At 67.2% G+C, this 25615-nt stretch carries 27 protein-coding genes; 19 read left to right on the top strand and 8 right to left on the bottom strand.

Annotated features, from left to right (window positions below):
* Positions 1-49: 49 nt before the first annotated feature.
* The 9 genes from AC5Y4C_RS15575 (at position 50) to AC5Y4C_RS15535 (ending at position 9511) form a co-directional block, all read left to right on the top strand.
* Complete coding sequence (locus tag AC5Y4C_RS15575) at positions 50-1738, top strand: putative PEP-binding protein (RefSeq protein ID WP_499961790.1); 1689 nt, start codon at positions 50-52, stop codon at positions 1736-1738.
* Positions 1739-1937: 199 nt separating this feature from the next.
* Complete coding sequence (locus AC5Y4C_RS15570; RefSeq protein WP_499904772.1) at positions 1938-2576, top strand: TetR/AcrR family transcriptional regulator; 639 nt, start codon at positions 1938-1940, stop codon at positions 2574-2576.
* A 62-nt stretch (positions 2577-2638) separates the two neighbouring features.
* A complete protein-coding gene (locus AC5Y4C_RS15565) occupies positions 2639-3592 on the top strand; it encodes a class I SAM-dependent methyltransferase (RefSeq protein ID WP_499913434.1) in 954 nt (317 codons plus the stop codon).
* Between the two features lie 43 nt (positions 3593-3635).
* Positions 3636-4586 carry a class I SAM-dependent methyltransferase gene (locus AC5Y4C_RS15560; protein ID WP_499961792.1) on the top strand — a complete coding sequence of 317 codons (951 nt, stop codon included), beginning with the start codon at positions 3636-3638 and terminating at the stop codon, positions 4584-4586.
* 87 nt (positions 4587-4673) lie between these two features.
* Entirely contained in the window at positions 4674-6083 is a 1410-nt protein-coding gene (locus AC5Y4C_RS15555) for an aldehyde dehydrogenase family protein (RefSeq protein ID WP_499913437.1), read from the top strand.
* 25 nt (positions 6084-6108) lie between these two features.
* Positions 6109-6972 (top strand): SDR family oxidoreductase, encoded by an 864-nt coding sequence (locus AC5Y4C_RS15550; RefSeq protein ID WP_499904780.1) that lies wholly within the window; start codon positions 6109-6111, stop codon positions 6970-6972.
* Positions 6973-6978: 6 nt separating this feature from the next.
* The gene (locus tag AC5Y4C_RS15545; protein WP_499913438.1) at positions 6979-7953 is read left to right on the top strand and encodes an NADPH:quinone oxidoreductase family protein; all 975 of its coding nucleotides are present in this window, start codon (positions 6979-6981) and stop codon (positions 7951-7953) included.
* Between the two features lie 151 nt (positions 7954-8104).
* Complete coding sequence (locus AC5Y4C_RS15540) at positions 8105-9019, top strand: NAD-dependent epimerase/dehydratase family protein (RefSeq protein WP_499961794.1); 915 nt, start codon at positions 8105-8107, stop codon at positions 9017-9019.
* Between the two features lie 9 nt (positions 9020-9028).
* Positions 9029-9511, top strand: a complete 483-nt coding sequence (locus tag AC5Y4C_RS15535) for a DUF456 domain-containing protein (protein WP_499904789.1) — start codon at positions 9029-9031, stop codon at positions 9509-9511.
* On the opposite strand, the gene AC5Y4C_RS15530 is transcribed toward AC5Y4C_RS15535, so the two are convergent.
* The 3 genes from AC5Y4C_RS15530 to AC5Y4C_RS15520 form a co-directional block, all read right to left on the bottom strand.
* Positions 9504-10307 (bottom strand): tyrosine-protein phosphatase, encoded by an 804-nt coding sequence (locus AC5Y4C_RS15530; RefSeq protein WP_499962046.1) that lies wholly within the window; start codon positions 10305-10307, stop codon positions 9504-9506. The two genes, AC5Y4C_RS15535 and AC5Y4C_RS15530, sit on opposite strands and share 8 nt — an antisense overlap.
* Positions 10304-11515, bottom strand: coding sequence for an acyl-CoA dehydrogenase family protein (locus AC5Y4C_RS15525; RefSeq protein WP_499913616.1), 1212 nt, complete (start codon positions 11513-11515; stop codon positions 10304-10306). The genes AC5Y4C_RS15530 and AC5Y4C_RS15525 overlap by 4 nt, the downstream gene beginning before the upstream one ends.
* A 93-nt stretch (positions 11516-11608) precedes the next feature.
* Entirely contained in the window at positions 11609-12481 is an 873-nt protein-coding gene (locus AC5Y4C_RS15520; protein ID WP_499904793.1) for a LuxR C-terminal-related transcriptional regulator, read from the bottom strand.
* Between the two features lie 385 nt (positions 12482-12866).
* Between AC5Y4C_RS15520 and AC5Y4C_RS15515 the strand changes: the two genes are divergently transcribed.
* The 3 genes from AC5Y4C_RS15515 (at position 12867) to AC5Y4C_RS15505 (ending at position 14942) form a co-directional block, all read left to right on the top strand.
* Positions 12867-13493, top strand: coding sequence for a response regulator transcription factor (locus AC5Y4C_RS15515; RefSeq protein WP_499906274.1), 627 nt, complete (start codon positions 12867-12869; stop codon positions 13491-13493).
* 109 nt (positions 13494-13602) lie between these two features.
* Complete coding sequence (locus tag AC5Y4C_RS15510) at positions 13603-14241, top strand: response regulator (protein ID WP_499913442.1); 639 nt, start codon at positions 13603-13605, stop codon at positions 14239-14241.
* Positions 14242-14303: 62 nt separating this feature from the next.
* Complete coding sequence (locus AC5Y4C_RS15505) at positions 14304-14942, top strand: response regulator (RefSeq protein ID WP_499904799.1); 639 nt, start codon at positions 14304-14306, stop codon at positions 14940-14942.
* Positions 14943-14948: 6 nt separating this feature from the next.
* Here the strand turns inward: AC5Y4C_RS15505 and AC5Y4C_RS15500 are convergent, their stop codons facing one another.
* The gene (locus AC5Y4C_RS15500; protein WP_499904802.1) at positions 14949-16091 is read right to left on the bottom strand and encodes an acyl-CoA dehydrogenase family protein; all 1143 of its coding nucleotides are present in this window, start codon (positions 16089-16091) and stop codon (positions 14949-14951) included.
* A gap of 19 nt (positions 16092-16110) precedes the next feature.
* On the opposite strand from AC5Y4C_RS15500, the gene AC5Y4C_RS15495 reads away from it, so the two are divergent.
* The 3 genes from AC5Y4C_RS15495 to AC5Y4C_RS15485 are packed head-to-tail and all read left to right on the top strand — an operon-like array spanning position 16111 to position 18943.
* On the top strand, positions 16111-17199 hold the full coding sequence (locus AC5Y4C_RS15495) for a Re/Si-specific NAD(P)(+) transhydrogenase subunit alpha (RefSeq protein ID WP_499961796.1): 1089 nt from the start codon (positions 16111-16113) through the stop codon (positions 17197-17199).
* Entirely contained in the window at positions 17199-17522 is a 324-nt protein-coding gene (locus tag AC5Y4C_RS15490; protein ID WP_499913449.1) for an NAD(P) transhydrogenase subunit alpha part 2, read from the top strand. Before AC5Y4C_RS15495 ends, AC5Y4C_RS15490 begins: the two co-directional genes overlap by 1 nt.
* Positions 17519-18943, top strand: a complete 1425-nt coding sequence (locus AC5Y4C_RS15485; protein WP_499961797.1) for an NAD(P)(+) transhydrogenase (Re/Si-specific) subunit beta — start codon at positions 17519-17521, stop codon at positions 18941-18943. The genes AC5Y4C_RS15490 and AC5Y4C_RS15485 overlap by 4 nt, the downstream gene beginning before the upstream one ends.
* Positions 18944-18946: 3 nt before the next feature.
* Here the strand turns inward: AC5Y4C_RS15485 and AC5Y4C_RS15480 are convergent, their stop codons facing one another.
* Positions 18947-19765, bottom strand: coding sequence for a glycoside hydrolase family 16 protein (locus tag AC5Y4C_RS15480; protein WP_499904813.1), 819 nt, complete (start codon positions 19763-19765; stop codon positions 18947-18949).
* 45 nt (positions 19766-19810) lie between these two features.
* Positions 19811-20551: an HAD-IIA family hydrolase gene (locus AC5Y4C_RS15475; RefSeq protein WP_499906276.1), complete on the bottom strand. Its 741-nt coding sequence runs from the start codon at positions 20549-20551 to the stop codon at positions 19811-19813.
* 79 nt (positions 20552-20630) lie between these two features.
* Here AC5Y4C_RS15475 and AC5Y4C_RS15470 point away from each other — a divergent pair, with 79 nt between their 5' ends.
* On the top strand, positions 20631-21407 hold the full coding sequence (locus AC5Y4C_RS15470; protein WP_499904816.1) for an SDR family oxidoreductase: 777 nt from the start codon (positions 20631-20633) through the stop codon (positions 21405-21407).
* A 50-nt stretch (positions 21408-21457) separates the two neighbouring features.
* On the opposite strand, the gene AC5Y4C_RS15465 is transcribed toward AC5Y4C_RS15470, so the two are convergent.
* Positions 21458-21586, bottom strand: coding sequence for a hypothetical protein (locus AC5Y4C_RS15465; protein ID WP_500008503.1), 129 nt, complete (start codon positions 21584-21586; stop codon positions 21458-21460).
* Positions 21587-21707: 121 nt separating this feature from the next.
* On the opposite strand from AC5Y4C_RS15465, the gene AC5Y4C_RS15460 reads away from it, so the two are divergent.
* Together AC5Y4C_RS15460 and AC5Y4C_RS15455 are read left to right on the top strand one after the other, a co-directional pair.
* A complete protein-coding gene (locus AC5Y4C_RS15460; protein ID WP_499904822.1) occupies positions 21708-22391 on the top strand; it encodes a TetR/AcrR family transcriptional regulator in 684 nt (227 codons plus the stop codon).
* Complete coding sequence (locus AC5Y4C_RS15455) at positions 22391-22828, top strand: SRPBCC family protein (protein WP_499951742.1); 438 nt, start codon at positions 22391-22393, stop codon at positions 22826-22828. Before AC5Y4C_RS15460 ends, AC5Y4C_RS15455 begins: the two co-directional genes overlap by 1 nt.
* Before the next feature lie 93 nt (positions 22829-22921).
* On the opposite strand, the gene AC5Y4C_RS15450 is transcribed toward AC5Y4C_RS15455, so the two are convergent.
* Positions 22922-23608 (bottom strand): GntR family transcriptional regulator, encoded by a 687-nt coding sequence (locus tag AC5Y4C_RS15450; protein WP_499904826.1) that lies wholly within the window; start codon positions 23606-23608, stop codon positions 22922-22924.
* Positions 23609-23771: 163 nt separating this feature from the next.
* On the opposite strand from AC5Y4C_RS15450, the gene fadD5 reads away from it, so the two are divergent.
* A complete protein-coding gene (fadD5, locus tag AC5Y4C_RS15445) occupies positions 23772-25412 on the top strand; it encodes a fatty-acid--CoA ligase FadD5 (protein WP_499906278.1) in 1641 nt (546 codons plus the stop codon).
* Positions 25413-25615: the final 203 nt, after the last annotated feature.

Below are 25615 nucleotides of genomic sequence, written 5' to 3'. Positions count from 1 at the left end.
ACGCCTGTTTGTGTTGACTTGTCAACGGTTAGTTCGTAACGTGGTTCACATGACCGCTTCTTCACCGCCCACGTCACACACGGTCCTCAGAGGTGTTCCGGTGGTGGGCGGAGTCGCATACGGGCCGGTGATCCGACCTGGGCGGTTGCCGGTGCTGCGCGACGTCGACACGCTCCCTGACATCGACGAAGCCGACCGGCCAGCCGAGGGCGAGCGGTTCACCGCCGCGGCGGCCGCCGTGGCCCGCCGGTTGCGTGATCGCTCGCAGCATGCCAGTGGCGCGGCGGCAGAGGTGCTGGCGGCTACCGCAGCGCTGGCCCAGGACCGCGCGTGGCTGGCCGCGGCGGAGAAGCGCATCGCCGCGGGCGCTCCCGCAGTGCGGGCCACCGTGCAAGCCGTCGAGCAGTTCGTCGACCTGTTCACCCAAATCGGCGGCCTGATGGCCGAGCGGGTGACCGACCTGCGCGACATCCGCGACCGCGTCGTCGCGGAGCTGTCCGGGCTCCCCGAACCCGGCGTGCCGCAGCCGGCGCAGCCGTCCATCCTGTGCGCCGAGGACCTCGCGCCCGTCGACACCGCCGGACTCGACCCGTCGCTGATCGTCGGGCTGGCCACCAAACTGGGTGGTCCGACCAGCCACACCGCGATCATCGCGCGGCAGCTGGGCATTCCGTGCGTGGTAGCAGTCGACGGCCTCGACGACGTCGCTGCCGGGGCAATGGCTCTGGTCGACGGCACCCTGGGCACCGTGACGCTGTCACCGGACGAGGCGGTGGCCGCTGCGGCCGTCGAGAAGGCCCGCCGCGAGGCGGACCTCCTTGCCGCCTGGTCGGGCCCCGGCGCGACGGTCGACGGACATCGGACCGCGGTGCTGGCCAACGTGCAGGATGGCGCCACCGCACGTGCCGCGCGGCAGACCCCCGCCGAAGGTGTCGGGCTTTTCCGCACGGAGTTGTGCTTTCTCAATCGCGACCGCGAGCCTTCGGTGGCCGAGCAGACCGCCGTTTACGCCGATGTGCTGCAAGCTTTTTCGGGGCTCAAGGTGGTGGTGCGCACGCTGGACGCCGGATCCGACAAGCCCCTGAAGTTCGTCCGGCACCCCAAGGAGGCCAACCCGGCGCTGGGCGTTCGAGGGTTCCGGATCGGGCGCGGCAATCCCGGCTTGCTGGAGCGCCAGCTGGAGGCGATCGCGGCCGCGGGCGCGCAGACCGGCTGCTCGCCCTGGGTGATGGCGCCGATGATCGCCACCGCGCAGGAGGCCGCATCGTTCGCCAGGCTGGCCCAGTCGCACGGGTTGACGCCCGGGGTGATGATCGAGGTGCCCGCGGCCGCACTGTTGGCCGACAAGATCCTCGAGCACGTCGACTTCGTGTCGATCGGCACCAACGACCTGGCCCAGTACACGATGGCCGCAGACCGGATGTCGGCCGACCTGGCGACGCTCACCGATCCGTGGCAGCCGGCCGTGCTGACGCTCGTGGCCGGCACTGCGCGCGCGGGCGCGCGGGCGGGCAAGCCGGTCGGAGTGTGTGGAGAAGCCGCGGCCGATCCGCTATTGGCTTGTGTGCTGGTTGGGCTGGGCGTCACGTCGCTCTCGGCGGCCGCCGCGGCCGTTTCGGGCGTCGGCGCCAAGCTCGCCTCGGTGTCGCTGCAGCAGTGCAGAGATGCCGCCCACGCCGTGCTGGCCACCGACGATCCGACTGCCGCGCGAGCGGCAGCGTTGCACGTTCTCGGCTGACCGCCGGTTCGGTGAGATCCCGTCGAACGCACTGATGCCGCACCCCGGGTGGCGGCCTGGCAAACGAAACGCAACTGGTGCCGCACAGAAAACCAGCTGATTCTGGCAATTTCCTGCGCGTCGGCATGGGATTGGCAGCAAGGTAAATCCCATGTTCGACCGGCGAAGTTTGCAAAAGACCGTATGCGAGAATGCGTGGGTGCCGAAGGCATCCAGGGGGCCGGGCAGACCCCCGGCGGCGAAAGCCGCCGATACGCGTGACCGCATTGTGCGTGCAGCGCGAGAGGTCTTCAGCGAACTGGGTTATGACGCGGCGACGTTCCAGGAAATCGCGGTCCGTGCCGACCTGACGCGCCCGGCAATCAACCACTATTTCAAGAGCAAAAAGCTGCTCTACCGCGAAGTCGTCGAGCGGACCAACGAAATGATCGTCGTCGAAAGCATGAAAAAGGCGGTCGACGCGACGACGTTGATCGGTCAGCTCGACAGTTTCATCAGTGCCGCCGTGGGCGCCGATTCAGAAGACCGCTCCGCGGCGGCGTTCCTGGTCACGTCGGTGCTCGAGTCGCAACGCCACCCGGAACTTCGTCGCGACGACCACGACGCGCTGCGGGGTACGCGACAGTTCCTGACGTGGGCGATCACCGGCGCCATCGAACGTGGCGAGCTCACCACCGATACCCCGGTCGGCCCGCTCGTCGAAATGATGGTGGCCATGTTCTGGGGCCTGGGCTTCTATTCCGGTTTCGTGGGCAGCCACGACGAATTGGACATGATCACCGACGAGTTCAAGAAGCTGCTCGTCGGAAAGCTGTGGAACTGGAACCCCACCTCGTAGGCGGGTGATCTGGGGCACACACCCCATAGGTTGCCTAACTTGTTGTGTAGTATGTCTACCAAATGACTGAGCTGCAGACGCCCGCCGACATCGTCTCGTCAGCACGCGCGCCCGGCGACAGCTGGGACATCACTGAGAGCGTCGGCGCAACTGCACTGGGTGTCGCGGCAGCACGGGCCGCAGAAACGGCTCAACCCGATCCGCTGATCCGCGACCCGTTCGCCTATCTGCTGGTGTCGGCCGCCGGCCCGGCGTGGGCCGAGCTCGCCGCCGGGACGGCGACGATGTACGGCGACGACGAACGCGGTCGCGCGATCGACCAGATGTCGCGCAGCTACCAGGCCGTCCGGACGCACTACTTCGACGAGTACTTCGGTGCCGCGTCCCGCGACGGCATCCGGCAGGTCGTGATCCTCGCGGCAGGCCTGGACTCGCGGGCGTACCGGCTGACCTGGCCGTCCGGCACCGTCGTGTTCGAGATCGACCAACCCAAAGTGCTGGCCTACAAGGAGAACACCCTCGACGCTCACGGAGCGGTGCCAACCGCGACGCGCTGCGCGGTGCCCGTCGACCTGCGTGACGACTGGCCTGCTGCACTGATCGCGGCCGGCTTCGAGCCTGGTCAGCCGACCGCATGGCTCGCCGAAGGGCTCCTGCCCTACCTTCCCGCCGATGCTGCGGACCGGTTGTTCGAGAACGTGTCAGCGCTCAGTGCGCCGGGCAGCCGGATCGCGGTCGAGGCGTTCCGCCCGCACGCGTCGCAGACCGAGGAGCAACGTGCCGCCTGGCGGGAACGCACCGCGCGGCTGCGTCGCCAACTGGGCTTGGACACCGACTTCGAGGCGCTGATCTACCAGGAACCAGACCGCACCGACGCCGCGCAGTGGCTGGCCGAAAACGGGTGGCGGGTAGACGTCGTCGACAGTCACGATGAAATGGCCCGGCTTGGTCGTCCGGTCCCCGAGGAGCTAGTCGACGACAGCGTGTCCAGCACGCTGCTTACCGCCCGGCTGTGACGGGTAAATCCCGCTTCAGACAAGACAATTCAGGAGAGACCCGATGAGCGCATTGCGCACCGACGACGACACCTGGGACATCGCCACCAGCGTGGGCAGCACCGCGGTGATGGTCGCCGCCGCGCGTGCCGCCGAGACCGCCCGGCCCGACCGGCTGATCGACGACCCGTATGCCGAGGTGCTGGTTGCCGGCGCCGGCACGGGAATCTGGGAGTTGATGCTCGACGAGTCGGTGCCGGCCAAGCTGGCCGAAGCCGATCCGGAAGTCGCCGCCGTCTTCGAGCACATGCGCAGCTATCAGGCAGTGCGCACGCACTTCTTCGACGAGTTCTTCGCCGATGCCTCGCGCGCCGGCATCCGCCAGATCGTGATCCTGGCATCGGGTCTGGATTCCCGCGCATACCGGCTGGACTGGCCGGCGGGCACCGTCGTGTTCGAGATCGACCAGCCCAAGGTCCTCGAGTACAAGTCCGCGACGCTGGCGGCACACGGCGCCCAGCCGGCCGCACAGCGCCACGAAGTGCCGGTGGACCTGCGCTACGACTGGCCGGCAGCGTTGCGCGACGCCGGCTTCGACCCGTCGAAGCCCACCGCGTGGCTGGCCGAGGGGCTGCTGATGTATCTGCCCGCCGCCGCTCAGGACCGGCTTTTCGAGCAGGTCACCGAGCTGTCCGCGCCGGGCAGCCGGATCGCGGTCGAGACCGCCGGCCGGCACGCGCCCGAGCGGCGTGCCCAGATGCGCGAGCGCTTCGAGCGGGTGCGCGAGCAGCTAGGCATGCCGGAGGGTCCGGACATCTCGGACCTCACCTATGACGATCCCGACCGCGCCGACGTCGCGCAGTGGCTCGACAGCCACGGGTGGACCGCAACCGCCGAGGCGTCAGACGACGTCCAGCGCCGGCTCGGTCGCCACGTCGAGCTCGCGGGCAACGACGGCGACGCGTTCTCCACGTTTGTCACCGCCCAGCGGGCGAACCCGTCGGCACAGAACTAGAGCGACGTCAGCGGCCTATGCCGCGCCGAAACGCTGCGCCAACCGGTTGGTTAGGATCGCGCTCATCCCTTCCAGGAAGGACCGGGCATGACCACCGATTCCGTCGCGTCCGCGCAACAAGCGGCACCTGCCAGCTCCGAAATCGCCCAGACCGTCGCCCGGCTTCGTCGCACCTTTGCCAGCGGCCGGACCCGTCCGGTCCAGTGGCGTCAGGACCAGCTACGCCAGCTCGAGAAACTGATGGTCGAAAACGAGCCCGCCATCGCCGACGCGCTGGCCGCTGACCTCGGCCGCAAACCGTTCGAGGCCTGGCTCGCCGACGTCGCCAGCGTGGCCGGCGAAGCGAAGGACGCCGCCAAGAACGTCCGCAAGTGGATGCGGCGCCGGTACCGGTTGCTGGAGCTCTCGCAGCTGCCGGGCCGCGGCTGGGTCGAGTACGAACCGTACGGCACGGTGCTGATCATCGGCGCGTGGAACTTCCCGTTCGCGCTGACGCTGGGTCCTGCCGTCGGCGCGATCGCGGCGGGAAACACCGTGGTGCTCAAGCCATCCGAGGTGGCGCCGGCTTCATCGCGGTTGATGGCAGAGCTGGTGGCCCGATACCTGGACAACGATGCGATCGCCGTGATCGAGGGCGACGGCTCGGTGAGCCAGGAACTCATCGCGCAAGGCTTCGACCACCTGCTCTTCACGGGCGGCACGGAGATCGGCCGCAAGGTGTACGAGAGCGCGGCGCCGCACCTGACGCCGGTCACGCTGGAGCTGGGCGGCAAGAGCCCGGTGATCGTGTCGGCCGATGCCGACCTCGACGTGGCCGCCAAGCGGATCGCATGGACCAAGCTGCTGAACTCCGGACAAATCTGCATCGCTCCGGACTACGTGCTCGCCGACGCGAAGATCCGCGACGAACTCGTCGACAAGATCAAAGACGCCGTCATGACATTCGAGGCCGGCGAGAGCGGCAAACCGATCGTGAACCAACGGCACTTCGACCGCCTGACCACGGCGCTGGCCGCCACCAAGGGCAAGGTCGCAGTCGGTGGCGGCGCGGACGCCGCTGCGTGCCGCATCGAGCCGACCGTCGTCGTCGATCCCGACCCGGCCGAGCCGCTGATGACCGACGAGATCTTCGGCCCGATCCTGCCGGTGCTGACCGTCCAATCACTCGACGAGGCAATCGAATTCGTGAACTCGCGGCCCAAGCCGCTGGCCGCCTACCTGTTCACCAAGGCCAAGGCGGTGCGCGAGCGGGTGATCAAGGAGGTGTCGGCGGGCGGCATGCTGGTCAACCACCTGGTCTTCCACTTCGCCACCAACAAGCTGCCGTTCGGCGGCGTCGGTCCGTCCGGAATGGGCGCCTACCACGGTAGGTTCGGCTTCGAGGAATTCAGCCACCGCAAGGCGGTGATGACCAAGCCCACCCGCCCCGACCTCACGGCCATGATCTACCCGCCGTACACCGACAAGGCGTGGAAGCTCGCACGAAAGCTGTTCTGACGCACGTAATCACGAAAGGATACTCATGCCAGGAGTGCAGGACCGGGTCATCGTCGTCACCGGAGCCGGAGGCGGGCTGGGCCGCGAGTACGCGCTCACGCTCGCCCGCGAGGGCGCCAGCGTCGTGGTCAACGACCTCGGCGGCGCGCGTGACGGCACCGGTGCCGGCCACTCGATGGCCGATCAGGTGGTCAACGAGATCAAAGAAGCCGGCGGCCGGGCGGTAGCCAACTACGACAGCGTCGCCGACTCCGACGGCGCCGCGAACATCATCAAGACCGCGCTCGACGAGTTCGGCAAGATCGACGGCGTCGTGAGCAACGCCGGCATCCTGCGCGACGGCACGTTCCACAAGATGCCGTTCGAGAACTGGGACGCGGTGCTGAAAGTGCACCTCTACGGCGGCTACAACGTGATCCGGGCGGCCTGGCCGCACTTTCGCGAGCAGAGCTTTGGGCGCGTGGTGGTGGCCACGTCCACCAGCGGGCTCTTCGGCAACTTCGGGCAGGCCAACTACAGCGCGGCCAAGCTCGGACTCGTCGGGCTGATCAACACGCTGGCCCAGGAGGGCGCGAAGTACAACATCAAGACCAATGCGGTGGCGCCGATCGCCGCCACCCGCATGACGCAGGACATCCTGCCGCCCGAGGTGTTCGAGAAGCTCACGCCCGAGTATGTCGCGCCGATCGTGGCCTACCTGATGACCGAGGAAGTGCCCGACACCGCGTCGGTGTACATCGTCGGCGGCGGCAAGGTGCAGCGGGTGGCGCTGTTCCAGAACGACGGCGTGACGTTCGACCACGTGCCGTCGGTCGACGAGGTGGCCGCCCACTGGAACGAGATCGACGATTTGTCCGCGGCGAAGCAGGCCAACTTCTCCCTTGGCTAGCATCGCGTGAAAGCGATTGTCGCCGAGGAGCTTTCGGGTCCGTCTGGGCTGGTCTACCGCGACGTCGACGACATCGCGGACTACGTCGACGGCGCGGTGGTGATCGACGTGCGGGCGGCCGGTGTGCTGTATCCGGACCTGTTGGTGATCCGCGGCGAGTACCAGATGAAGGCGCCGGCGGGCTTCATACCGGGCGCGGAGGTCGCCGGTGTGGTGGTCTCTGCTCCGGAGGAGTCGAGCCTTACGCCGGGTGACCGGGTCGCGGCGGTGACCATGAACGGCGGTTACGCGGAGCGGATCGCCGTTGCGCCGGAAAGCGTGTTCCCGACGCCGGCGGTGCTCGACGACGCGGAAGCCGTTGCGCTGCTGCGCAACTACCACACCATGTACTTCGCGCTGGCGCGGCGTGGGGCGCTGCGGCCGGGGGAGACGGTGCTGGTGCTGGGGTCGGCGGGCGGCGTGGGCACAGCGGCGGTCCAGGTCGCAAAGGCCTTGGGCGCCAATGTGATCGCCGCGTATCACCGCGCGGAGGCCGCCGGCTACGTCGGATCGCTGGGCGCCGACGCGGTGCTGCCGTTGACCGACGGATGGCCGCAAGCCGTGCGTGAACACACCGGCGGCCGCGGCGTGGACGTGGTGGTCGATCCGGTCGGCGGTGACGTGTTCGACGACGCGGTTCGCGTGCTGGCGCCCGAGGGCCGGCTGCTGGTGATCGGCTTTGCCGCAGGGCGCATCCCGACGGTCAAGGTCAACCGGCTGCTGATGCGCAACGTCGGTGTGCTCGGGGTGGGGTGGGGAGAGTACTTCCTCACCCATCCCGGCGCCGAGCAGCTGTTCGGCTGGGGTGTCAGCCGACTGGTGCAAGCGGGGCTTCGGCCTCCGCCGCCGGTCCGCTATCCGCTGTCCAAGGCGGCTGAGGCGCTGCAGCTGCTGGCTGACGGTGGGGTGTTCGGCAAGTTGGTGCTGGAGCCGGCCGGCTGACCGAACTAGTTCCAAAAGATCGCTCCAACGGTTCATGCGCAACCGCTGGACGTTCGCGATAGTGATCTGGTGCTACCGGGATTCGCCTGGTCGGTTGGCGGCCAGCTATTTCCGCGGTCAGCGGCCATAGGCGAGCCAGGGGCGGTCGATCATGAGGGTCTTTGTCACGGGGGCGGCCGGATTCATCGGCTCCTCGCTGGTCGACCGGTTGCTGGCCGACGGCCACCTTGTGGTGGGCATCGACAATCTCAGCACAGGCGTCGTCACCAATCTCGACAATGCGTTCCGCTACCCCGACCGCTTCAGCTTCTTCCAGTGCGACGTGCAGGCGCCGGAACTGACCGATCTGGTCGCCGGCACCAATCCGGACGCCGTCTATCACCTGGCGGCCCAAGCCGACATCGCGGCATCCTTCAGTGATCCTCAATCCGATGCCCGCAACAACGTCCTCGGCACGATCAACCTCTGCGAAGCGTGCCGGCACAACGGAATACGTCGCATCGTCTACGCCACGTCGGGTGGAAACGATCGTGAACCGCTTTCGCCGCATGCGGTGGCGAAGATCGCCGGTGCCCTGTACGTGCGCGCCTACGGCGACAAGTACGGCCTTGCGCCCATCTGCTTGGAGCTTGCCGAAGTTTACGGGCCTCGCCAGAAGCCGCACGGTGCCGCAGGTGTCATCGCGGCACTGTGCGGCGCCATGGTCACCGGCCAGCCCTTCACCGTGTATCGCGACGGCGTGACCGCCCACGATTTCGTCTACATCGACGACGTGGTCGACGCCTTCGTGCGAGCAGGCGCCGCCTCGTCGACGACCGGCGGGACCTACCCGATCGGTACCGGCCGGTTTGTGTCGGTCACCGAGGCGCGCGAGACGATCTCCGCTGTGCTCGACGACGCCCCCGTCCCGTCCCCTGTCACCGAAAGGACGTCGACTCAAAATCTCTGTGTCACAGCCGAACTGGGCTGGGCGCCCACCACCGACCTAGCCCAAGGAATCCACCGAACGCTGCGCTGGCTGGAAACCACGTTCCGGTCAGAGCTGCTCGCGCTTGACTGCGTCTAACCTGATTTGGTGGATGCCACAGGCACACTGCTGGTGGCGCTGGCCATCGCGGTGGGGATCGTCGGAATCGTTGTGCCGCTGCTGCCCGGCCTGCTGCTGGTGTACGCCGCGATCCTGGTGTGGGCGGTGGCTGAGCACACCGTCGTGTCATGGGTGACGTTGGCCATCGTCACCCTGGTGGTGAGTGCGGCCACCGCCGTCAAGTATCTGTGGCCCGCGCGCCGGATGCGCCGGGCCCACGTGCCGGCGACGGCGTTGCTGGTGGGCGGAACACTCGGCGTGGTCGGCTTCTTCGTGATCCCGGTGGTCGGGCTGGCGGCGGGATTCGTCCTCGGCGTGTATCTGGCGGAGATCGGCCGGTGGCGCGATGGCCGAGCCGCATGGCGGTCGACGGTGCACGCGGTCAAGGCGGTGGCTCTGTCGATGGGGATCGAGTTGGTGGGTGCGCTCGTCGCCGCGGCGATCTGGCTTCTCGCCGTCCTGGTCAGCTGAGCAGTGCCGCCCGCAACGCGTCGAGGTCGGCCGGGGAAACGCCCGCGTCGTGCAGAAAGCCCTGCAGCGACCCGTACGTCTCGGAGATGCCCTTGCGGGCGGCGTGCAGGTACTCTTCACGCACGCCGAGGACTTCGTCGGTGAGCTTGGCTTCCGCCCACATCGCCGCTTCGGGCGTCACCTCGGAGCCGGCACGTTCGTGGACCATGTCGAGGATGCGTTGCCGCAATTCGGGTACCGCGTCGTTGCTGCGCAGATAGTCGGCGGTCACCGCGTCGCGGTCCACGCCGATGGATTCGAGCACGACGGCGACGGTGAATCCGGTGCGGTCCTTACCGGCGAAGCAGTGGGTGATCACCGGCCGGCCGCTGGCCAGCACCGAGACCACTTGGCGGACAGCCCTTTTGGCCCCACCGAGGGTGGGGAAGCGGCGGTACTCCTCGCTCATGTAGCGCACCGCCGACTCCTCCGGCGGCTCGTCGCCCGGTGGTTCGGTGAGCATGCGCGTGAACGAATGTTCATGTGGCGCTTCACTGTCCGGGGATTCGGCCAGATCCGGAAACGGCAGCAGGTGGACTGCGACGTCGTCGGGTAAGCGGCCGGGACCGCGGCGCTGAACCTCTCGCGGCGAGCGCAGGTCGGCGACGTCGAAGATCCCCAGCTGTCGCAGGACCTTCTGGCCGTCGTCTTCCAGCGCGCTCAGTTCACTGGACCGGAAGAACAGACCCGGGCGAATGCCGGTGGCCTCGGCCACGTCGCGAAAGTTCCAGGCGCCCTTTAGTTCTGCCATCCTCAGGTGACCGCCGCCGCCAACGGGCTCTTTTCGCGGCCGATCTCGGCGCGCGCCACGGTGCGCATGTGCACCTCGTCCGGACCGTCGAAGATCCGCATCGCCCGGTGCCAGCTGTAGAGGCGAGCCAGCGGCGTGTCGTCGCTGACACCGGCGCCGCCGTACACCTGGATCGCGCGGTCGATCACGTCGCAAGCCACTTTCGGTGCGACGGCCTTGATCTGGCTGACCAACAGGTGCGCGGCCTTGTTGCCGTACTGGTCGATGGTCCACGCCGCCTTGTGACACAGCAGCCTCGCTTGGTCGATCTCGTTGCGCGACTTGGCAATCGACTCTCGGACCACACCTTGCTCCGCGAGCGGCTTGCCGAATGCCACGCGCTTGCGGGCCCGATCCACCATCAGCGCCAGCGCGCGCTCGGCGGCACCCAGCGCCCGCATGCAGTGGTGAATACGCCCCGGGCCGAGTCGCGCCTGCGCGATCGCGAATCCGGATCCCTCCTCGCCGAGCAGGTTCTCGACCGGCACCCGCACGTTGTCGTAGCTCACTTCGGCATGACCGTGTTGGTCGTGCCAGCCGAACACCGGCAGGTCCCGCACGATGCGCACGCCCGGGGTGTCGATGGGCACCAGCACCATGGACTGCTGTTGATGGCTTGCGGCGTCGGGGTTGGTGCGGCCCATCACGATCAGCAGCTTGCAGCGTGGGTCCGATGCGCCCGATGTCCACCACTTGCGCCCGTTGATGACGTAGTCGCTGCCGTCGCGAACGATGGAGGTCTCGATGTTGCGGGCATCGCTGGAGGCGACCGCGGGCTCCGTCATCGAGAACGCGCTGCGGATCTCACCGTTCAGCAGCGGCTCCAGCCACTGTTTGCGCTGTTGTTCGGTGGCGAACAGGTGCAGGGTCTCCATGTTGCCGGTGTCGGGGGCGGCGCAGTTGGTGGCCTCCGGGGCGAGTTCCATGCTCCAGCCGGTGATCTCCGCCAGCGGCGCGTAGTCGGTGTTCGACAGACCGGACACCGAGGGCAGGAACAGGTTCCACAGCCCCCGCTCACGGGCGAGCTTCTTCAGGTCCTCGACGACCGGCGGAACGGTGTGATCGTCGGGCCCTTTGTCCAGGCGAAATCGCTCGTACTCGGCTTCGGCGGGAAACACGAACTCGGTCATGAAGGCCGTCAACCGGTCGTGATAGTCCTGAGCCTTGGCCGACATTGCGAAGTCCATCGCCACCCCTTCACCTGCACCCGTCCGGCCCAACGATAGGCCACTCGGTGCCGGCCTTCGGACCGGCGGTCGCAGGCGGGGCTACGCCCCCACAGGGTCGGCGACGGGGAAGTGCCGGTCGGTGGTCCGGGACAGCGCCGCCGCCTCAGCGCGGCTGCTGACCCCGAGTTTGGTCAACAGGCTGTGCACGTGGTTCTTGACGGTGTGGACGGCGATGCACAGTCGATCTGCGATATCCCGGTTCGACAGGCCCATTTCCAGCATGCGCAGAATCTCGGCTTCCCGCGCTGTCAGGACGGTGTGCTTGCCGAGCGGCTGCCCCTTCGCGGCCAGCGCCGACAGCCGGCGAAGCAGAATCGCCGATACCCGCGGCGAAACCGACGACTCTCCGGCGGCAACCCTGCGCATCAGCGCCACTAGGTCCTCGAATGACTCCGTGCGCAGGTGGTAGCCGGCGGCACCGGCCTCCGCGCAGGCCACGATCTGTGCTTCGTCGTCTTCGGACACTCCGAGCACGATCACCCGTGTGCTCTGCCGGACCTCGAGAATCTGGCGCAGCAGTCGGACGCTTTCGTGAGTGTCGATGTTCAGAAGGACGACAGCGGGCTCGCATTCTTCGAGAGCGGCGAGCGTCGACCACACGTTCCACGCGAGTACCGGTGGGACGCCTGAATTTTCGGTGAATTTGGCCGCGAGGGAGTCGAGGTGCAGTATGCAGTCGTCGACGATCAGAACGCCCGTGTCGACGTGCGGGCGCTCGGGTGTGGAGTTGGACGCAACCCGATGGTCGGAGGCCGAACGCGCATCCAGGCCGACGGTTTGGTGATGCAGGATGCCCGCCGACCGCAGCCTGCCGTCGGCAGGGCTGGCCGGCCGATCTCTGGCCTCGCGGCCGCCGAGTTGTATGCCGTCGGTGCGTCGATCGCCTCGTGGGGGCGCCGCAATGTCAACCATGATCGGGTCCTTCGCGTTCGGCCGCAATGCGGCGGGACGAGCCGTACCGGCTCGGCCTCGGTGCCGGTCCAGATCGTTGTGTTCACTTTCGGGGATCGCTACGGCCCTGTCTGTCGGCAAACGGCTGACGGACAGGATGAATCCGGGTTAGCCGTTTGGTCGATCGGGGCTTTTCGCGGGTTCTCCGGTCACGGCATTTGCTGCGCGACCCCACAAGCCCAGCAGGCGTTTTCCGAGACGACCCGATGGATTTCTGTGCTTTTGCTGAACGCAAACAGTCGACTTTTTCCACAAGAGGAGTACTCCTCGTCCACCGAACGGATAGCGGTAGTGGCCGATCGGTGGACTGCCAGGGGAACAATTTGCTACTACCGTTAGTCACGTGATGGTGCGGGTCCTGGTCGCTGACGATCATCCCTTGTACCGCGATGGTGTCGTGCGCGCGCTGGAAGCATGCGGTGCCGTGGACGTCGTTGCTGAGGCGGGTGACGGCGCTTTGGCGCTCGAGCTGATCAAGCTGCACGAGCCCGACGTCGCCGTGCTGGGTTATCGGATGCCCATTCTGGACGGCACCCAGGTTGCCTCGGCGGTAAGGCGTGAGCAGCTGCGGACGCGGGTGTTGCTGGTTTCCGCGTACGACGAGCCGCCCGTCGTCTACCACGCGCTGCAACAGGGCGCGGCAGGGTTTCTGGCAAAGGAAACCGGCAGAACGGAGATGGTCAATGCGGTGCTGCACTGCGCGAAGGGCCTCAACGTCTTGACGCCAGCCCTGGCCAGCGGTCTGGTGGGGGAGATACGCCGGCGCGGCGAGCCGCAGATGCTGCTGAGTTCGCGCGAGCGGGAGGTGCTCGACCTGATTGCGCGTGGCCGCAGTATCGCCGGAATAGCCGAGGACCTGTTCTTGGCGCCGTCGACGGTCAAGACGCACATCCAGCGCTTGTACGAGAAGCTCAACGTCAGCGATCGCGGGTCGGCCGTCGCGGAGGCCATGCGGCGCGGATTGGTGGAATAAGCGGCCTGCAGTTCGGGCCGAAAGTATTCCTGGCCGTCTCAGACATTCGTTTGCGGCAGAGACGACGGCGGTGGGAAACTGTCCGCATCCTACGATCAGCTGCTCCCCGGTGAACGAGTTGGTACGGGTAATCGTCGGCGACGATCACCCGCTCTACCGAGACGGAGTCGTGCGCGCCTTGGTGTCCAGCGGCGCCGTGGAAGTCGTGGCCGAAGTCGCCGATGGGTCGTCGGCACTGGACCTCATCAGAAGCCTCGGACCCGACGTGGCCGTGCTCGACTTCCGGATGCCGGTGCTCAACGGCGCCCAGGTGGCGGCGGCGGTCCGACGCGAAAACCTAAGCACCCGCGTGCTGTTGGTATCGGCATTCGACGACCCGCCGATCGTCTACCACGCGCTGCAACAAGGCGCCGCGGGTTTCCTGGCGAAGGAGAGCAGCAGAAGCGAGATGGTCAACGCGGTGCTCGACTGCGCCAGAGGGCTCGATGTGCTGGCGCCCGCACTGGCCACGGGTCTGGTCGCCGAGATCCGGCGGCGCAACGAAGACACTTCTGCATCGCTCACCTCCCGTGAACGCGAGGTGCTGGAAATGATCGCCAAAGGCACCAGCATCGCGGTGATGGCGCGGACGCTCTACGTCGCGCCGTCGACCGTCAAGACCCACGTCCAGCGGCTCTACGAGAAACTCAACGTCAGCGACCGCGGCGCAGCGGTCGCGGAGGCAATGCGCCGGGGGCTGCTGCAATAGCTCGCCGTGCCGCCTTCGTATTCGGCGGCTCGTCGCGCCGGCGCTGTGCCAAGCTTTTTCGCATGACACCCAAGGTGCGGCTGGTGGTGGGCGACGACCACCCGATGTTCCGCGAAGGCGTGGTGCGGGCGCTGGTGACCAGCGGTGAAGTGGACGTGGTGGGCGAGGCCGACGACGGCGCGGCGGCGCTGAACCTGATCAAGCAACACCAGCCCGATGTCGCGCTGCTGGACTACCGCATGCCCAACATGGACGGTGTCCAGGTCGCAGCGGCGGTGCGCCGCGACGAGCTTCCGACGCGGGTGCTGCTGTTGTCCGCCCATGACGAGTCCGCGGTCGTCTACCACGCGCTGTCCGCAGGCGCGGCCGGCTTCTTGCCGAAAGAGTCGTCCCGGTCACAGATTCTCGCCGCGGTCCTCAACTGTGCGAAGGGTCGCGACGTGGTGCCGCCGGAACTCGCGGAGGGCCTGGCCGCGGAGATCCGCCGCCGCGCCGAGCCGGCCGGGCCCACGCTCACCGCTCGCGAGCGGGAAGTGCTTCGGCTGATCGCCGACGGGTTGACCATTCCCGCGATCGCCAAGCAGCTGTATCTGGCGCCGTCGACCGTGAAGACCCATGTGCAGAGGCTCTACGACAAGCTGGGCGTCGGCGACCGGGCGGCCGCGGTCGCCGAGGCGATGCGCCGCAAGCTGTTGGAGTGACGTCCGCTAGCTCCTGGTCAGCGCGCGGGCGATGACCAGACGCTGGATCTGATTGGTGCCTTCGAAGATCTGCATGATCTTGGCTTCGCGCATGTACCGCTCGACCCGGTAGTCGCGGGTGTAGCCGACGCCACCGAACACCTGCACCGCGTCCGTAGTGACTTTCATCGCCGCGTCGGTGGCGATCAGCTTGGCGACGCTGGCCTGGGTGGAATACGGGCGGCCCTGGTCGCGTCTGCGGGCCGCGTCGAGGTAGGTCGCCCGCGCGCTGGCCACCGCGGCGGCCATGTCCGCGAGCACGAAGCCGAGGCCCTGGTGGTCGATGATCTTGCGCCCGAACGTCGTGCGCTCGTTGGCATAGGCGCATGCCTCGTCCAGCGCCGCCTGCGCCAAACCCACCGCGACCGCGGCGATGCCGAGCCGGCCTGAGTCCAAGGCCGAGAACGCGATCTGCAGGCCTTGGCCCTCCGCGCCGATCAGCCGGTCGGCGTCGAGGCAGGCGTTGTCGTAGAACGCCGACGTGGTGGGCACGGCGTGTAAACCCATCTTCTCCTCGGGTTTGCCGAACGTCAGACCCTCGAGTCCAGCAGGCACCAGAAAACAGGACACGCCCCGTGAACCCGTTGCGGTGCGGGCGAACAGGACGTAGAAGTCGGCGCGGCCACCGTGGGTGATCCACGACTTCGATCCGTTGATCACGTAGCCGCCGTCGACGGGTTTGGCCGCGCAGCGCAACGCCGCCGCGTCTGAACCGGCCTGCGGCTCCGACAGGCTGTACGCGCCGATCTGCGCACCCGACAGCATGCCCGGCAACCAGCGGTGTTTCTGCTCGTCGGTGCCGAACGTCAACAGCGGATGGCACGCCAAGCTGTGCACGCTGACGGCCACCGCGACGGCGGCCCAGCGGGCGGCGATCTCCTCGAGGACCTGCAGGTACACCTCGAACGGCTGACCACCGCCGCCCCACTCCTCGGGCTGCGGCAGGCTCAGCAACCCGGCCGCGCCGAGTTGGCCGAACACGCCCTCGGGATATGATTCCGCTTTCTCGTGGGCGTCGACGACTGGCGCCAGCACCTTGTCGGCAATGTCGCGGACAAGTGTGATGAGGTCAGCCGCCTCCTCGGACGGCAGCAGGCGGTCGACAGGCATGCAGCAACATTAGGGCGACATGACAGAACAGCAGTTGAGCATCGGGGTGGTCCGAGAGTCGGCCGAGGGCGAGCGCCGAGTGGCGCTGGTGCCCAAAGCGGTCAGTGGGCTCGCGGCGCGCGGGCTGGCGGTGGTGGTCGAGGCCGGCGCCGGTGAGGGCGCGTTGCTTCCCGACGACCTGTATACCGAAGCCGGGGCGACGATCGGCGATGCGTGGTCCGCCGACGTCGTGGTGAAGGTGGCGCCGCCGACGGCCGACGAGGTGAGCCGGCTGCACAGCGGCCAGACCCTGATCGGGTTCCTCGCTCCGCGGGACGCCGACAACCAGGTCGAGGCCTTGAAGAAAGCGGGTGTGCAGGGGTTCGCGCTCGAGGCGATCCCGCGCATCTCGCGCGCTCAGGCGATGGACGCGCTGTCGTCGCAGGCCAACGTCGCCGGTTACAAGGCGGTGCTGGTGGCCGCCAACGAGGCGACGCGGTTCTTCCCGATGCTGACCACCGCGGCGGGCACGGTGAAGCCGGCGACCGTGCTGGTGCTCGGCGTCGGGGTGGCAGGCCTGCAGGCGCTGGCCACTGCCAAGCGCCTCGGTGCCCGCACCACGGGTTACGACGTGCGTCCCGAGGTCGCCGAGCAGGTGCGGTCGGTGGGCGCACAGTGGCTGGACCTGGGGATCGACGCGGCCGGCGAGGGCGGCTACGCCCGCGAGCTGACGGACGAGGAGCGTGCCCAGCAGCAGAAGAAGCTCGAAGAGGCGATCAAGGGCTTCGACGTGGTGATCACCACCGCGCTGGTGCCGGGTCGCCCGGCGCCGCGGCTCGTGACCGCCGAAGCGGTGGCCGGAATGGCGCCCGGCAGCGTGGTGGTGGACCTTGCCGGCGAGGCGGGCGGCAACTGTGAGCTGACCGAGCCGGGCCGCACCGTCGTCAAGCACGACGTGACCATCGCCTCGCCGCTGAACCTGCCCGCGACCATGCCCGAGCATGCCAGCGAGTTGTATTCGAAGAACATCACCGCTCTGTTGGAGCTGCTGGTCAAGGACGGCGCGCTGGCGCCCGACTTCGGCGACGAGATCGTCGCGGCCGCCTGTGTCACTCGAGGAGACAACTGATGTACGGGGGACTACTAGCCAATCTGGCGATCCTGGTGTTGTCCGGGTTCGTCGGCTTCGCGGTGATCTCGAAGGTGCCCAACACCTTGCACACACCGCTGATGTCGGGTACCAACGCGATCCACGGCATCGTCGTGCTCGGCGCGCTGATCGTGCTGGGCAATCTCGAACACCCGTCGATCGCGCTGCAGATCATCTTGTTCGTCGCGCTGGTGTTCGGCACGTTGAACGTGATCGGCGGGTTCGTCGTCACCGACCGCATGCTGGGCATGTTCAAGGGCAAGAAGCCGGTGAAGGTCGAGACGAACGGGCAGGGCCGATGAACAACCTGATCGCCGTCCTCTACATCGTCGCGTTCTCGATGTTCATCTACGGCCTGATGGGACTGACCGGGCCGAAAACCGCCGTGCGCGGCAACTGGATTGCGGCGGCCGGCATGGCCGTCGCGGTGCTCGCGACGCTGATCCTGATCCGCCACACCACCAACTGGCCGCTGATCATCGCCGGGCTGCTCTTGGGTGTGGTGCTGGGCGTGCCGCCGGCGCGCCTGACGAAGATGACCGCGATGCCGCAGCTGGTGGCGCTGTTCAACGGCGTCGGCGGTGGCACCGTCGCCCTGATCTCGCTGTCGGAATTCATTGAGACGCATGGCTTTTCGGCATTCACGCACAATGAGGAGCCGACGGCGCACATCGTCGTGGCGTCGTTGTTCGCCGCGATCATCGGCTCGATCTCGTTCTGGGGCTCGCTGATCGCGTTCGGCAAACTGCAGGAAACTCTGCCGCAGCGGCCGATCGGCCTGCCCGGCAAGGCGCAGCAGGTGCTCAACGCGGTGCTGCTGCTGGGGGCCATCGCCTGTGCGATCGTGGTCGGCCTGGGCGCTCATCCCGACGGCGGCGTTCCGCTGTGGTGGATGATCGGCGTGCTGGCCGCCGCCGGAGTGCTGGGGCTGATGGTGGTGCTGCCGATCGGCGGTGCCGACATGCCTGTGGTGATCTCGCTGCTGAACGCGATGACCGGATTGTCAGCTGCCGCAGCCGGTTTGGCGCTGAACAACACCGCGATGATCGTCGCCGGCATGATCGTCGGCGCCTCCGGCTCGATCCTGACCAACCTGATGGCCAAGGCGATGAACCGGTCCATTCCGGCGATCGTCGCCGGCGGATTCGGCGGCGGCGGAGTGGCCGTCGGCGGCGGAGAGGGCGTGGACCGCACGGTCAAGTCGACGTCCGCGGCCGACGCGGCAATTCAAATGGCCTACGCCAACCAGGTGATCGTGGTCCCTGGCTACGGCATGGCGGTGGCGCAGGCGCAGCACGCGGTCAAGGACATGGCCTCGCTGCTGGAGGACAAAGGTGTGCCGGTGAAGTATGCGATCCATCCCGTCGCGGGCCGGATGCCCGGGCACATGAACGTGCTGCTGGCTGAGGCCGACGTCGAGTACGACGCGATGAAAGAGATGGACGACATCAACGACGAGTTCGCCCGCACAGACGTCGCGCTCGTCATCGGCGCCAACGACGTCACCAACCCGGCGGCCCGCAACGAGCCGAGCTCGCCGATCTACGGCATGCCGATTCTCAACGTCGACAAGGCCAAGTCGGTGATCGTGCTGAAGCGGTCGATGAATTCAGGCTTCGCCGGCATCGACAACCCGCTGTTCTACAGCGAGGGCACCACGATGCTGTTCGGGGACGCGAAGAAGTCCGTCAGCGAGGTCACCGAAGAACTGAAAGCGCTGTAGCGGCTACCAGACCCGGATGTAGTCGACCAGCATCTGGGCCGGGTAGGTGCCCGGCCGGGGATCACCGCCGCCGGAACCGGCGACCGCAAGGTTGAAGATCGGGTACACCTTGTAGCCGGGGTTGTTGAACGGCCAGTCCGCCAGCGAGTGCGCCGCAACGGTGAAGTACGGCTGGGCTCCGTCGGTGTAGTCCTTCCAGAACCGCATCCCGGACTCGTCCCACTGGACGCGCCAGGTGTGCCAGGCGTTGTCGATCGCGATGTTCTGCGTCGCCCACTCGGAGCCGTTCGCCTTCGCGTGGACGGTGGTCGCCGACGGCCAGTTGCCGTTGCCGTACCACTCGACGACATCGATCTCGCCGTCGGCGTCACTGGACAGCCAGAAAGCCGGCCAGGCACCCGCCGTCAGGCAGTCGAGCTTCATGCGGGCTTCCCAGGTGTGGCCGATGCCGCCTTCCCAGGTGGTGTTGACCTTGCCGCCGTAGTAGGTGTTGCCTTCCTTGAAGGCTTTGATGACGAGGTTGCCGTTGCCGTCGAGGAACACGTTGCGGCGGTCGTCGCGGTATTGCCCGACGTTCTCCGGCAGCTCCCAGTACGTCGGGTCCTTCATGGTTTCGCGTGCCTTGGCGATCATCCACTTCGACGGATCGGGGGCTGAGCCGGCCGGTCCGTCGAACTCGTCATGGAAGATGTAGTTCCCCGACTGGCCGCTGGAGGGCGCAGCCTTGGCGGTGGGCAGGACGTTCGGCAACGGGGTCGCGGCGACTCCCAGCAGTCCCATCCCGGTCATCAGCATCATGCGACGGCGATTCAATTCGGGCACAGCCCACCATAGAACGTGGCCGCGGCCCGCGGTCGCGCAACCCGCCTAGACCAGTTCGATGGCGTCGGCGATCGACTGCAGGATCCGGCTCGGCCGAAACGGGTAGCGCTCGACGTCCTCGAGCGTCGTCGATCCGGTGAGCACGAGGATGGTCTCCAGTCCCGCTTCGATCCCGGCTACCACGTCGGTGTCCATCCGGTCGCCGATCATCACCGTGCTCTCGGAGTGGGCTTCGATCCGGTTGAGCGCGCTGCGGAACATCATCGGGTTCGGCTTTCCGACGAAGTACGGGGTGCGGCCGGTGGCCTTGGTGATCAGCGCGGCCACCGAGCCCGTCGCCGGCAGCGGCCCCTCCGCCGAAGGGCCCGTCACGTCGGGGTTGGTCGCGATGAACCGGGCGCCGCGCAGAATCAGCCGGATCGCCTTCGTGATCGCCTCGAACGAGTACGTGCGCGTCTCGCCGAGCACCACGAAGTCGGGGTCGATGTCGGTGAGCGTGTAGCCCACCTCGTGCAGTGCCGTGGTGAGCCCGGCTTCGCCGATCACATACGCCGACCCTGCGTGCAACTGGTCGTCGAGGAAGGCCGCGGTCGCCAGCGCCGACGTCCATATCGACTCCTCCGGCACATGCAAGCCGGAGCGGGCCAAGCGGGCAGCCAGGTCACGCGGCGTGAAGATCGAATTGTTGGTCAGCACAAGGAATCTGCGCTGCTTGTCGACGAGCCGCTGCAAGAACTCGGCCGCGCCGGGCAACGTGTGCTCTTCGCGAACCAGCACGCCGTCCATATCGGTCAGCCAGCACTTGGGCTCTTGCCGCACCGGACCAGTCTGTCAGCCGGATCGGCCGGGCCTCAGACTGGTGCCTATGGTTGCTGAACTGTTCCGGCTCGACGGGAAGGTCGCCGTGGTCACCGGCGGCGGCCGGGGGATCGGTCTGATGATCGCGCGAGGACTGTTGGAGGCCGGCGCGAAGGTGTATCTGTCCAGCCGCAAGGCGCACGAACTCGACGCGGCGGTCGAGGCGTTGTCGCCGCTGGGTTCGGTGTCGGCCATCCCGGCCGATCTCGGCACCGCCGACGGGGTGAACGCCCTCGCCACCGCGCTGGCCGATCGCGAGGAGGCGGTCCATGCGTTGTTCAACAACGCGGGCATGGCGTGGGGCGCCCCATTCGACGAGTTCCCTGAGTCGGGCTTCGACAGGATCCTCGCGGTCAATATCAAAGGCGTCTTCATGCTCACCCGTGCGCTGGTGCCGTTGCTGAAGGCGGCGTCGACGCCCGAGGATCCCGCGCGGGTGATCAACACCGGCAGCATCGACGGCATCCGGCCACCGGCCCGAGGTCGCGACAACTTCTCCTACAGCGCCAGCAAGGCGGGCGTGCACATGCTCACCCAGCACCTTGCGGGCGAGCTCGCGCCCGACATCTTGGTGAACGCGATTGCGCCTGGCCTCTTCCCATCCCGGATGACGAAAGCGATCCTGGCGCCGGGCGCCGAGGCGGTGGGCGCCGCGCTGCCGTTGGGGCGCATCGGTCGGCCCGACGACATGGCCGGAATCGCAGTGTTTCTGGCTAGCCGCGCCAGCACCTACATCACCGCAGCGGTGATACCGGTCGACGGCGGCGCGAGCGTATTGCGCTAGGTGTCAGGTTGCGAACGTAAAGCACGTTCACGGTCGCGGATGACGTGGCGTCAGACCGGGGGATAGGCCGGCGGGGGGTAGCCGCCGCCCGGGCCCGACGCCCCGCGCAACGCCCAGCCCAGGTAGTTGAAGAAGTACTCGATCTCGTCGCTGGCGTCGTAGTCCGGGTTCGGATCCACGGAGCACCCCCTCGTCGTCGGCTTCTGCGCCGAGTCTAGCCCGCACCCTGGACGCCAAGAAGTGGGTAATCCAACCGGTTGATTGAGCTGAGGCTCGCGGCGGGAAATATAGTGAATCGCCATGCGAGCATCCAGCAGCTCACCACAGGAGAACGGAGCGGAGCTCTCGCGCCGCGAGGAGCTGTTGGCCGTCGCCACCAAGCTGTTCGCGGCGCGCGGTTACCACGGCACCAGGATCAACGACGTCGCCGACGTGGTCGGCCTCAACAAGGCCACCGTGTACCACTACTACGCCAGCAAGTCGCTGATCCTGTTCGACATCTACCGCGAAGCCGCCGACCGCACGGTCGCCGCCGTCCACGACGAGCCCGGGTGGTCTGCGCGTGAGGCGATCTTCCACTTCACCCGTCGGCTGCTGGAGAACATCGCCAACAACATCGAAGGCGCGGCGGTCTACTTCCAGGAGAGTCCTTACATCACGGAGTGGTTCACCGAAGAGCAGGTGGCCTACGTCCGTGCCGCCGAGACCACGGTCTACGAGCACGTCCGCGACGTCATCGACCGGGGAATCGCCAGCGGCGAGTTCTACGAATGCGACTCCCACGTGCTGGCTCTTGGCTACATCGGGATGGTGCTGGGCGCCTACCGCTGGCTGCGGCCGACCGGCCGGCGAAGTGCCGAGGAGATCGCGATCGAGTTCAGCACCGCGCTGCTGCGCGGCCTGATCCGAGACGCGGCCGTGCGCGAGGAATCGCCGCTCGGTGTGCCGCTGGGTGCCGTGCCGACGCCGGAGCCGCAGCCCTGATGCCGGTCGTCAGCAAGACCGTCGAGGTGGCAGCCACACCGGAGACGATCATGTCGATCGTCGCCGACTTCGAGGCCTATCCCGAATGGAACGAGGAGGTCAAGGGCTGCTGGGTGCTGGCCCGCTACGACGACGGGCGGCCCAGCCAGCTGCGGGTGGACGTGTCGATCCAGGGCATGGACGGCACCTACATCTGCGCGGTGTACTACCCCAGCCCGGCTGAGATCTACACGGTGCTGCAGCAGGGCGACCTGTTCTCCAAGCAGCAGCAGAATTTCTCGGTGGTGGGCATGGGCGCGACCTCGCTGCTGACCGTCGACCTGGACGTCGAAACCAAGATGGCGGTCCCCAAGACCATGGTCAAGAAGGTGGTCAACGACGCGCTCGACTACCTGGCCGACAACCTCAAGAAACGTGCCGAGCAGCTCAGCGCCTAGCTCCTAGTTCCTAGCGCCGAGCGCCTAGCGCCTAAACGGTAACTGGCGCGGGCTTTCGAGTAGCGGCCGCGTGGAATACCGTTTCGGCGCAACTCAGGCCCAGATCCCCGACGACTCCAGGCGCGCGATCAGCCGGTGCACGCCGTCGTCGAACTGCCAGGTGGTCAGTGCCACCACTTCTGCGGTGTCGCGACGACGCAGCGCCGCCACCAGCCGGCGGTGGTTGTCCACCGCCAGCGCGCCCCACTGCGGGTCACGGGCGTAGATCAGCGGCGGCATGTAGCGCGCCACATGCAGCAAGAACCACGCCAGCTTGATGCGCCCGCTCGCCACGTTGAAGGTGCGGTGAAACGCGAACTCCGCGGTCGCCACCGCGTCTGCGTCCGCGTCGGCGACCGCGTCGGCCAAGGCGTCGGCGCAGTGGGCCAGCTCGTCGAGTTCGGCGTCGGTGATCCGCTCGGTGGCGCTGACGGCCAGCTCCTTGGCGATCGTGGATTGCAGCCAGAAGATGTCCTCGACGTCGCGGCGCGACAGCGGCGCCACCACGTGACCGCGGTGCGGTTCCAGCAGCACCATGCCCTCGCCGCGCAGGGTGCGCAGCGCCTCACGCACCGGCGTGATGCTGACACCCAGCTGCGCCGCGGTCTCGTCGAGGCGGATGAAAGTTCCGGGCAGCAGTGCGCCGACCATGATCTCCGCGCGAAGATGCGCGGCGACTTCGTCGGAAAGCTGTTCGCGTCGTACGGTCTTCGGCTTGCCCGGCACCGCGGGTGCGTTCACCGGCCCCTCCCCGCATGACGATTGCACGCTCGCAAGAGGCTTGTCCCTCCGCGGCCGAGGCCATAGTGTGACCGGGCACGAGAATTTTTGATCAAATATCAAGTCGGCGCAACCCTGAGAAACCGCGGGAGCAGATTAGGTGAGCAGTCAGCCGTCAAACGGAATCTCTTTGCAGGACCACTCGTTGGCCACCGAGCAGCCTTATCTGGCCCGTCGCCAGAACTGGACGAATCAGCTGGCGCGCCACGCGCTGATGCAGCCCGATGCCACCGCGCTGCGGTTTCTGGGCCAGACCATTACCTGGGCTGAGCTGAAGCGGCGGGTGGACGCACTGGCCGACGCGCTGCACCGGCGCGGGGTGGGCTTCGGGGATCGGGTGCTGATCCTGATGCTCAATCGGCCCGAGTTCGTCGAGTCGTACCTGGCCGCCAACACGCTCGGCGCCATCGCCGTGCCGGTCAATTTCCGGATGACCCCCGCGGAGATCGCCTTCCTCGTGAGCGACTGCGAGGCCAACGTGGTGGTCACCGAATCGGTGCTCGCCAAGGTAGCCACTGCCGTGCGCGACATCGACCCGACGCTGGCCACGGTCGTCGTCGCCGGCTCGCCGACCGAGGACGGCGTACTGGGCTACGAGGACCTGATCGCCGAAGACGGCGAAGCCCATCCGGTCGTCGACATCCCCAACGATTCGCCGGCGCTGATCATGTACACCTCCGGCACCACCGGACGGCCCAAGGGCGCGGTACTCACCCACACCAACCTGGCCGGCCAGGCGCTGACGTTCCTGTTCACCAACGGCGCCGACATCAACCACGACGTCGGCTTCATCGGCGTCCCGCTGTTCCACATCGCCGGTATCGGCAACACCATTCCGGGATTGTTGCTGGGACGGCCCACGGTCATCTACCCGTTGGGCGCATTCGACCCCAACGAGCTGCTCGACGTGCTCGAGGCCGAGAAGGTGACGGGCATCTTCCTGGTGCCCGCTCAGTGGCAGGCGGTATGCGCCGCACAGCAGGCCAGGCCGCGCAACCTCGCGCTGCGGGTGTTGTCCTGGGGTGCCGCACCGGCTTCCGATACGCTGCTGCGCCAGATGTCGGACACGTTCCCGGGCACGCAGATCCTGGCGGCCTTCGGGCAGACCGAGATGTCGCCTGTGACTTGTATGTTGTTGGGAGAGGACGCAATTCGCAAACTCGGCTCAGTCGGCAAGGTCATTCCGACGGTCGCCGCGCGCATCGTCGACGACGACATGAACGACGTCGCCGTCGGGCAGGTCGGCGAAATCGTCTACCGGGCACCCACTCTGATGGCCGGCTACTGGAACAACCCCGAGGCCACCGCCGAGGCGTTCGCGGGTGGCTGGTTTCATTCCGGTGATCTCGTCCGCCAGGACGAGGAAGGGTACATCTGGGTGGTCGACCGCAAGAAAGACATGATCATCTCCGGTGGAGAGAACATCTACTGCGCCGAGGTGGAGAACGTGCTGGCGGCGCATCCGGCAATCATCGAAGTAGCGGTCATCGGTCGTCCCCATGACAAATGGGGTGAGGTTCCGGTAGCCGTTGCGGCCGTTGCTGACGAGAAGATCACCCTGGCTGATCTTGACGAATTCCTGACGGAGCGGCTGGCCCGGTACAAGCACCCGAAGGCGCTCGAGATCGTCGATGCGCTGCCGCGCAACCCCGCTGGCAAAGTGCTCAAAACCGAACTGCGCGTAAGGTTCGGCGGGGCGGCGGCCGGCGTCGCCGGCCAAAGCGACTCTGCGCCAACAGTTTCTGCCGGGGCGACGGACAGTTGAGCAAGGGAGACTTGTTTGCTAACGGATACAGCGTCAATCGCGCGGATGCGGTGTACTGCCGAGAATCCATCGGGTACAGTCCTGTGGTCCGTCTTACTACCAACCGGTAGGGAGACGGGGATCACGTGGGTGCTGGGCTAGGAGGGGGCGTGCAACAGGATCTGCCGTTGCGCCGCGGGACACGCGGCTCCGACGTGCGGGTG

Source organism: Mycobacterium sp. NGS35 (assembly GCF_059812855.1).
The sequence above is the reverse complement of the archived record's forward strand: the minus strand, read 5'-3'. Positions and strand labels throughout refer to the sequence as shown.

What these genes read in the sequence shown, in the direction of transcription:
- AC5Y4C_RS15575 (WP_499961790.1), top strand. Translation starts at nt 50, where the DNA reads ATGACCGCTTCTTCACCGCCCACGTCACACACGGTCCTCAGAGGTGTT.
- AC5Y4C_RS15525 (WP_499913616.1), bottom strand. Translation starts at nt 11,515, where the DNA reads ATGTCGGCCAAGGCTCAGGACTATCACGACCGGTTGACGGCCTTCATG.
- AC5Y4C_RS15540 (WP_499961794.1), top strand. Translation starts at nt 8,105, where the DNA reads ATGAGGGTCTTTGTCACGGGGGCGGCCGGATTCATCGGCTCCTCGCTG.
- AC5Y4C_RS15470 (WP_499904816.1), top strand. Translation starts at nt 20,631, where the DNA reads ATGGTTGCTGAACTGTTCCGGCTCGACGGGAAGGTCGCCGTGGTCACC.
- AC5Y4C_RS15560 (WP_499961792.1), top strand. Translation starts at nt 3,636, where the DNA reads ATGAGCGCATTGCGCACCGACGACGACACCTGGGACATCGCCACCAGC.
- AC5Y4C_RS15460 (WP_499904822.1), top strand. Translation starts at nt 21,708, where the DNA reads ATGCGAGCATCCAGCAGCTCACCACAGGAGAACGGAGCGGAGCTCTCG.
- AC5Y4C_RS15505 (WP_499904799.1), top strand. Translation starts at nt 14,304, where the DNA reads ATGACACCCAAGGTGCGGCTGGTGGTGGGCGACGACCACCCGATGTTC.
- AC5Y4C_RS15475 (WP_499906276.1), bottom strand. Translation starts at nt 20,551, where the DNA reads ATGGACGGCGTGCTGGTTCGCGAAGAGCACACGTTGCCCGGCGCGGCC.
- AC5Y4C_RS15485 (WP_499961797.1), top strand. Translation starts at nt 17,519, where the DNA reads ATGAACAACCTGATCGCCGTCCTCTACATCGTCGCGTTCTCGATGTTC.
- AC5Y4C_RS15490 (WP_499913449.1), top strand. Translation starts at nt 17,199, where the DNA reads ATGTACGGGGGACTACTAGCCAATCTGGCGATCCTGGTGTTGTCCGGG.
- AC5Y4C_RS15555 (WP_499913437.1), top strand. Translation starts at nt 4,674, where the DNA reads ATGACCACCGATTCCGTCGCGTCCGCGCAACAAGCGGCACCTGCCAGC.
- AC5Y4C_RS15500 (WP_499904802.1), bottom strand. Translation starts at nt 16,091, where the DNA reads ATGCCTGTCGACCGCCTGCTGCCGTCCGAGGAGGCGGCTGACCTCATC.
- AC5Y4C_RS15550 (WP_499904780.1), top strand. Translation starts at nt 6,109, where the DNA reads ATGCCAGGAGTGCAGGACCGGGTCATCGTCGTCACCGGAGCCGGAGGC.
- AC5Y4C_RS15495 (WP_499961796.1), top strand. Translation starts at nt 16,111, where the DNA reads ATGACAGAACAGCAGTTGAGCATCGGGGTGGTCCGAGAGTCGGCCGAG.
- AC5Y4C_RS15565 (WP_499913434.1), top strand. Translation starts at nt 2,639, where the DNA reads ATGACTGAGCTGCAGACGCCCGCCGACATCGTCTCGTCAGCACGCGCG.
- AC5Y4C_RS15520 (WP_499904793.1), bottom strand. Translation starts at nt 12,481, where the DNA reads ATGGTTGACATTGCGGCGCCCCCACGAGGCGATCGACGCACCGACGGC.
- AC5Y4C_RS15455 (WP_499951742.1), top strand. Translation starts at nt 22,391, where the DNA reads ATGCCGGTCGTCAGCAAGACCGTCGAGGTGGCAGCCACACCGGAGACG.
- AC5Y4C_RS15515 (WP_499906274.1), top strand. Translation starts at nt 12,867, where the DNA reads ATGGTGCGGGTCCTGGTCGCTGACGATCATCCCTTGTACCGCGATGGT.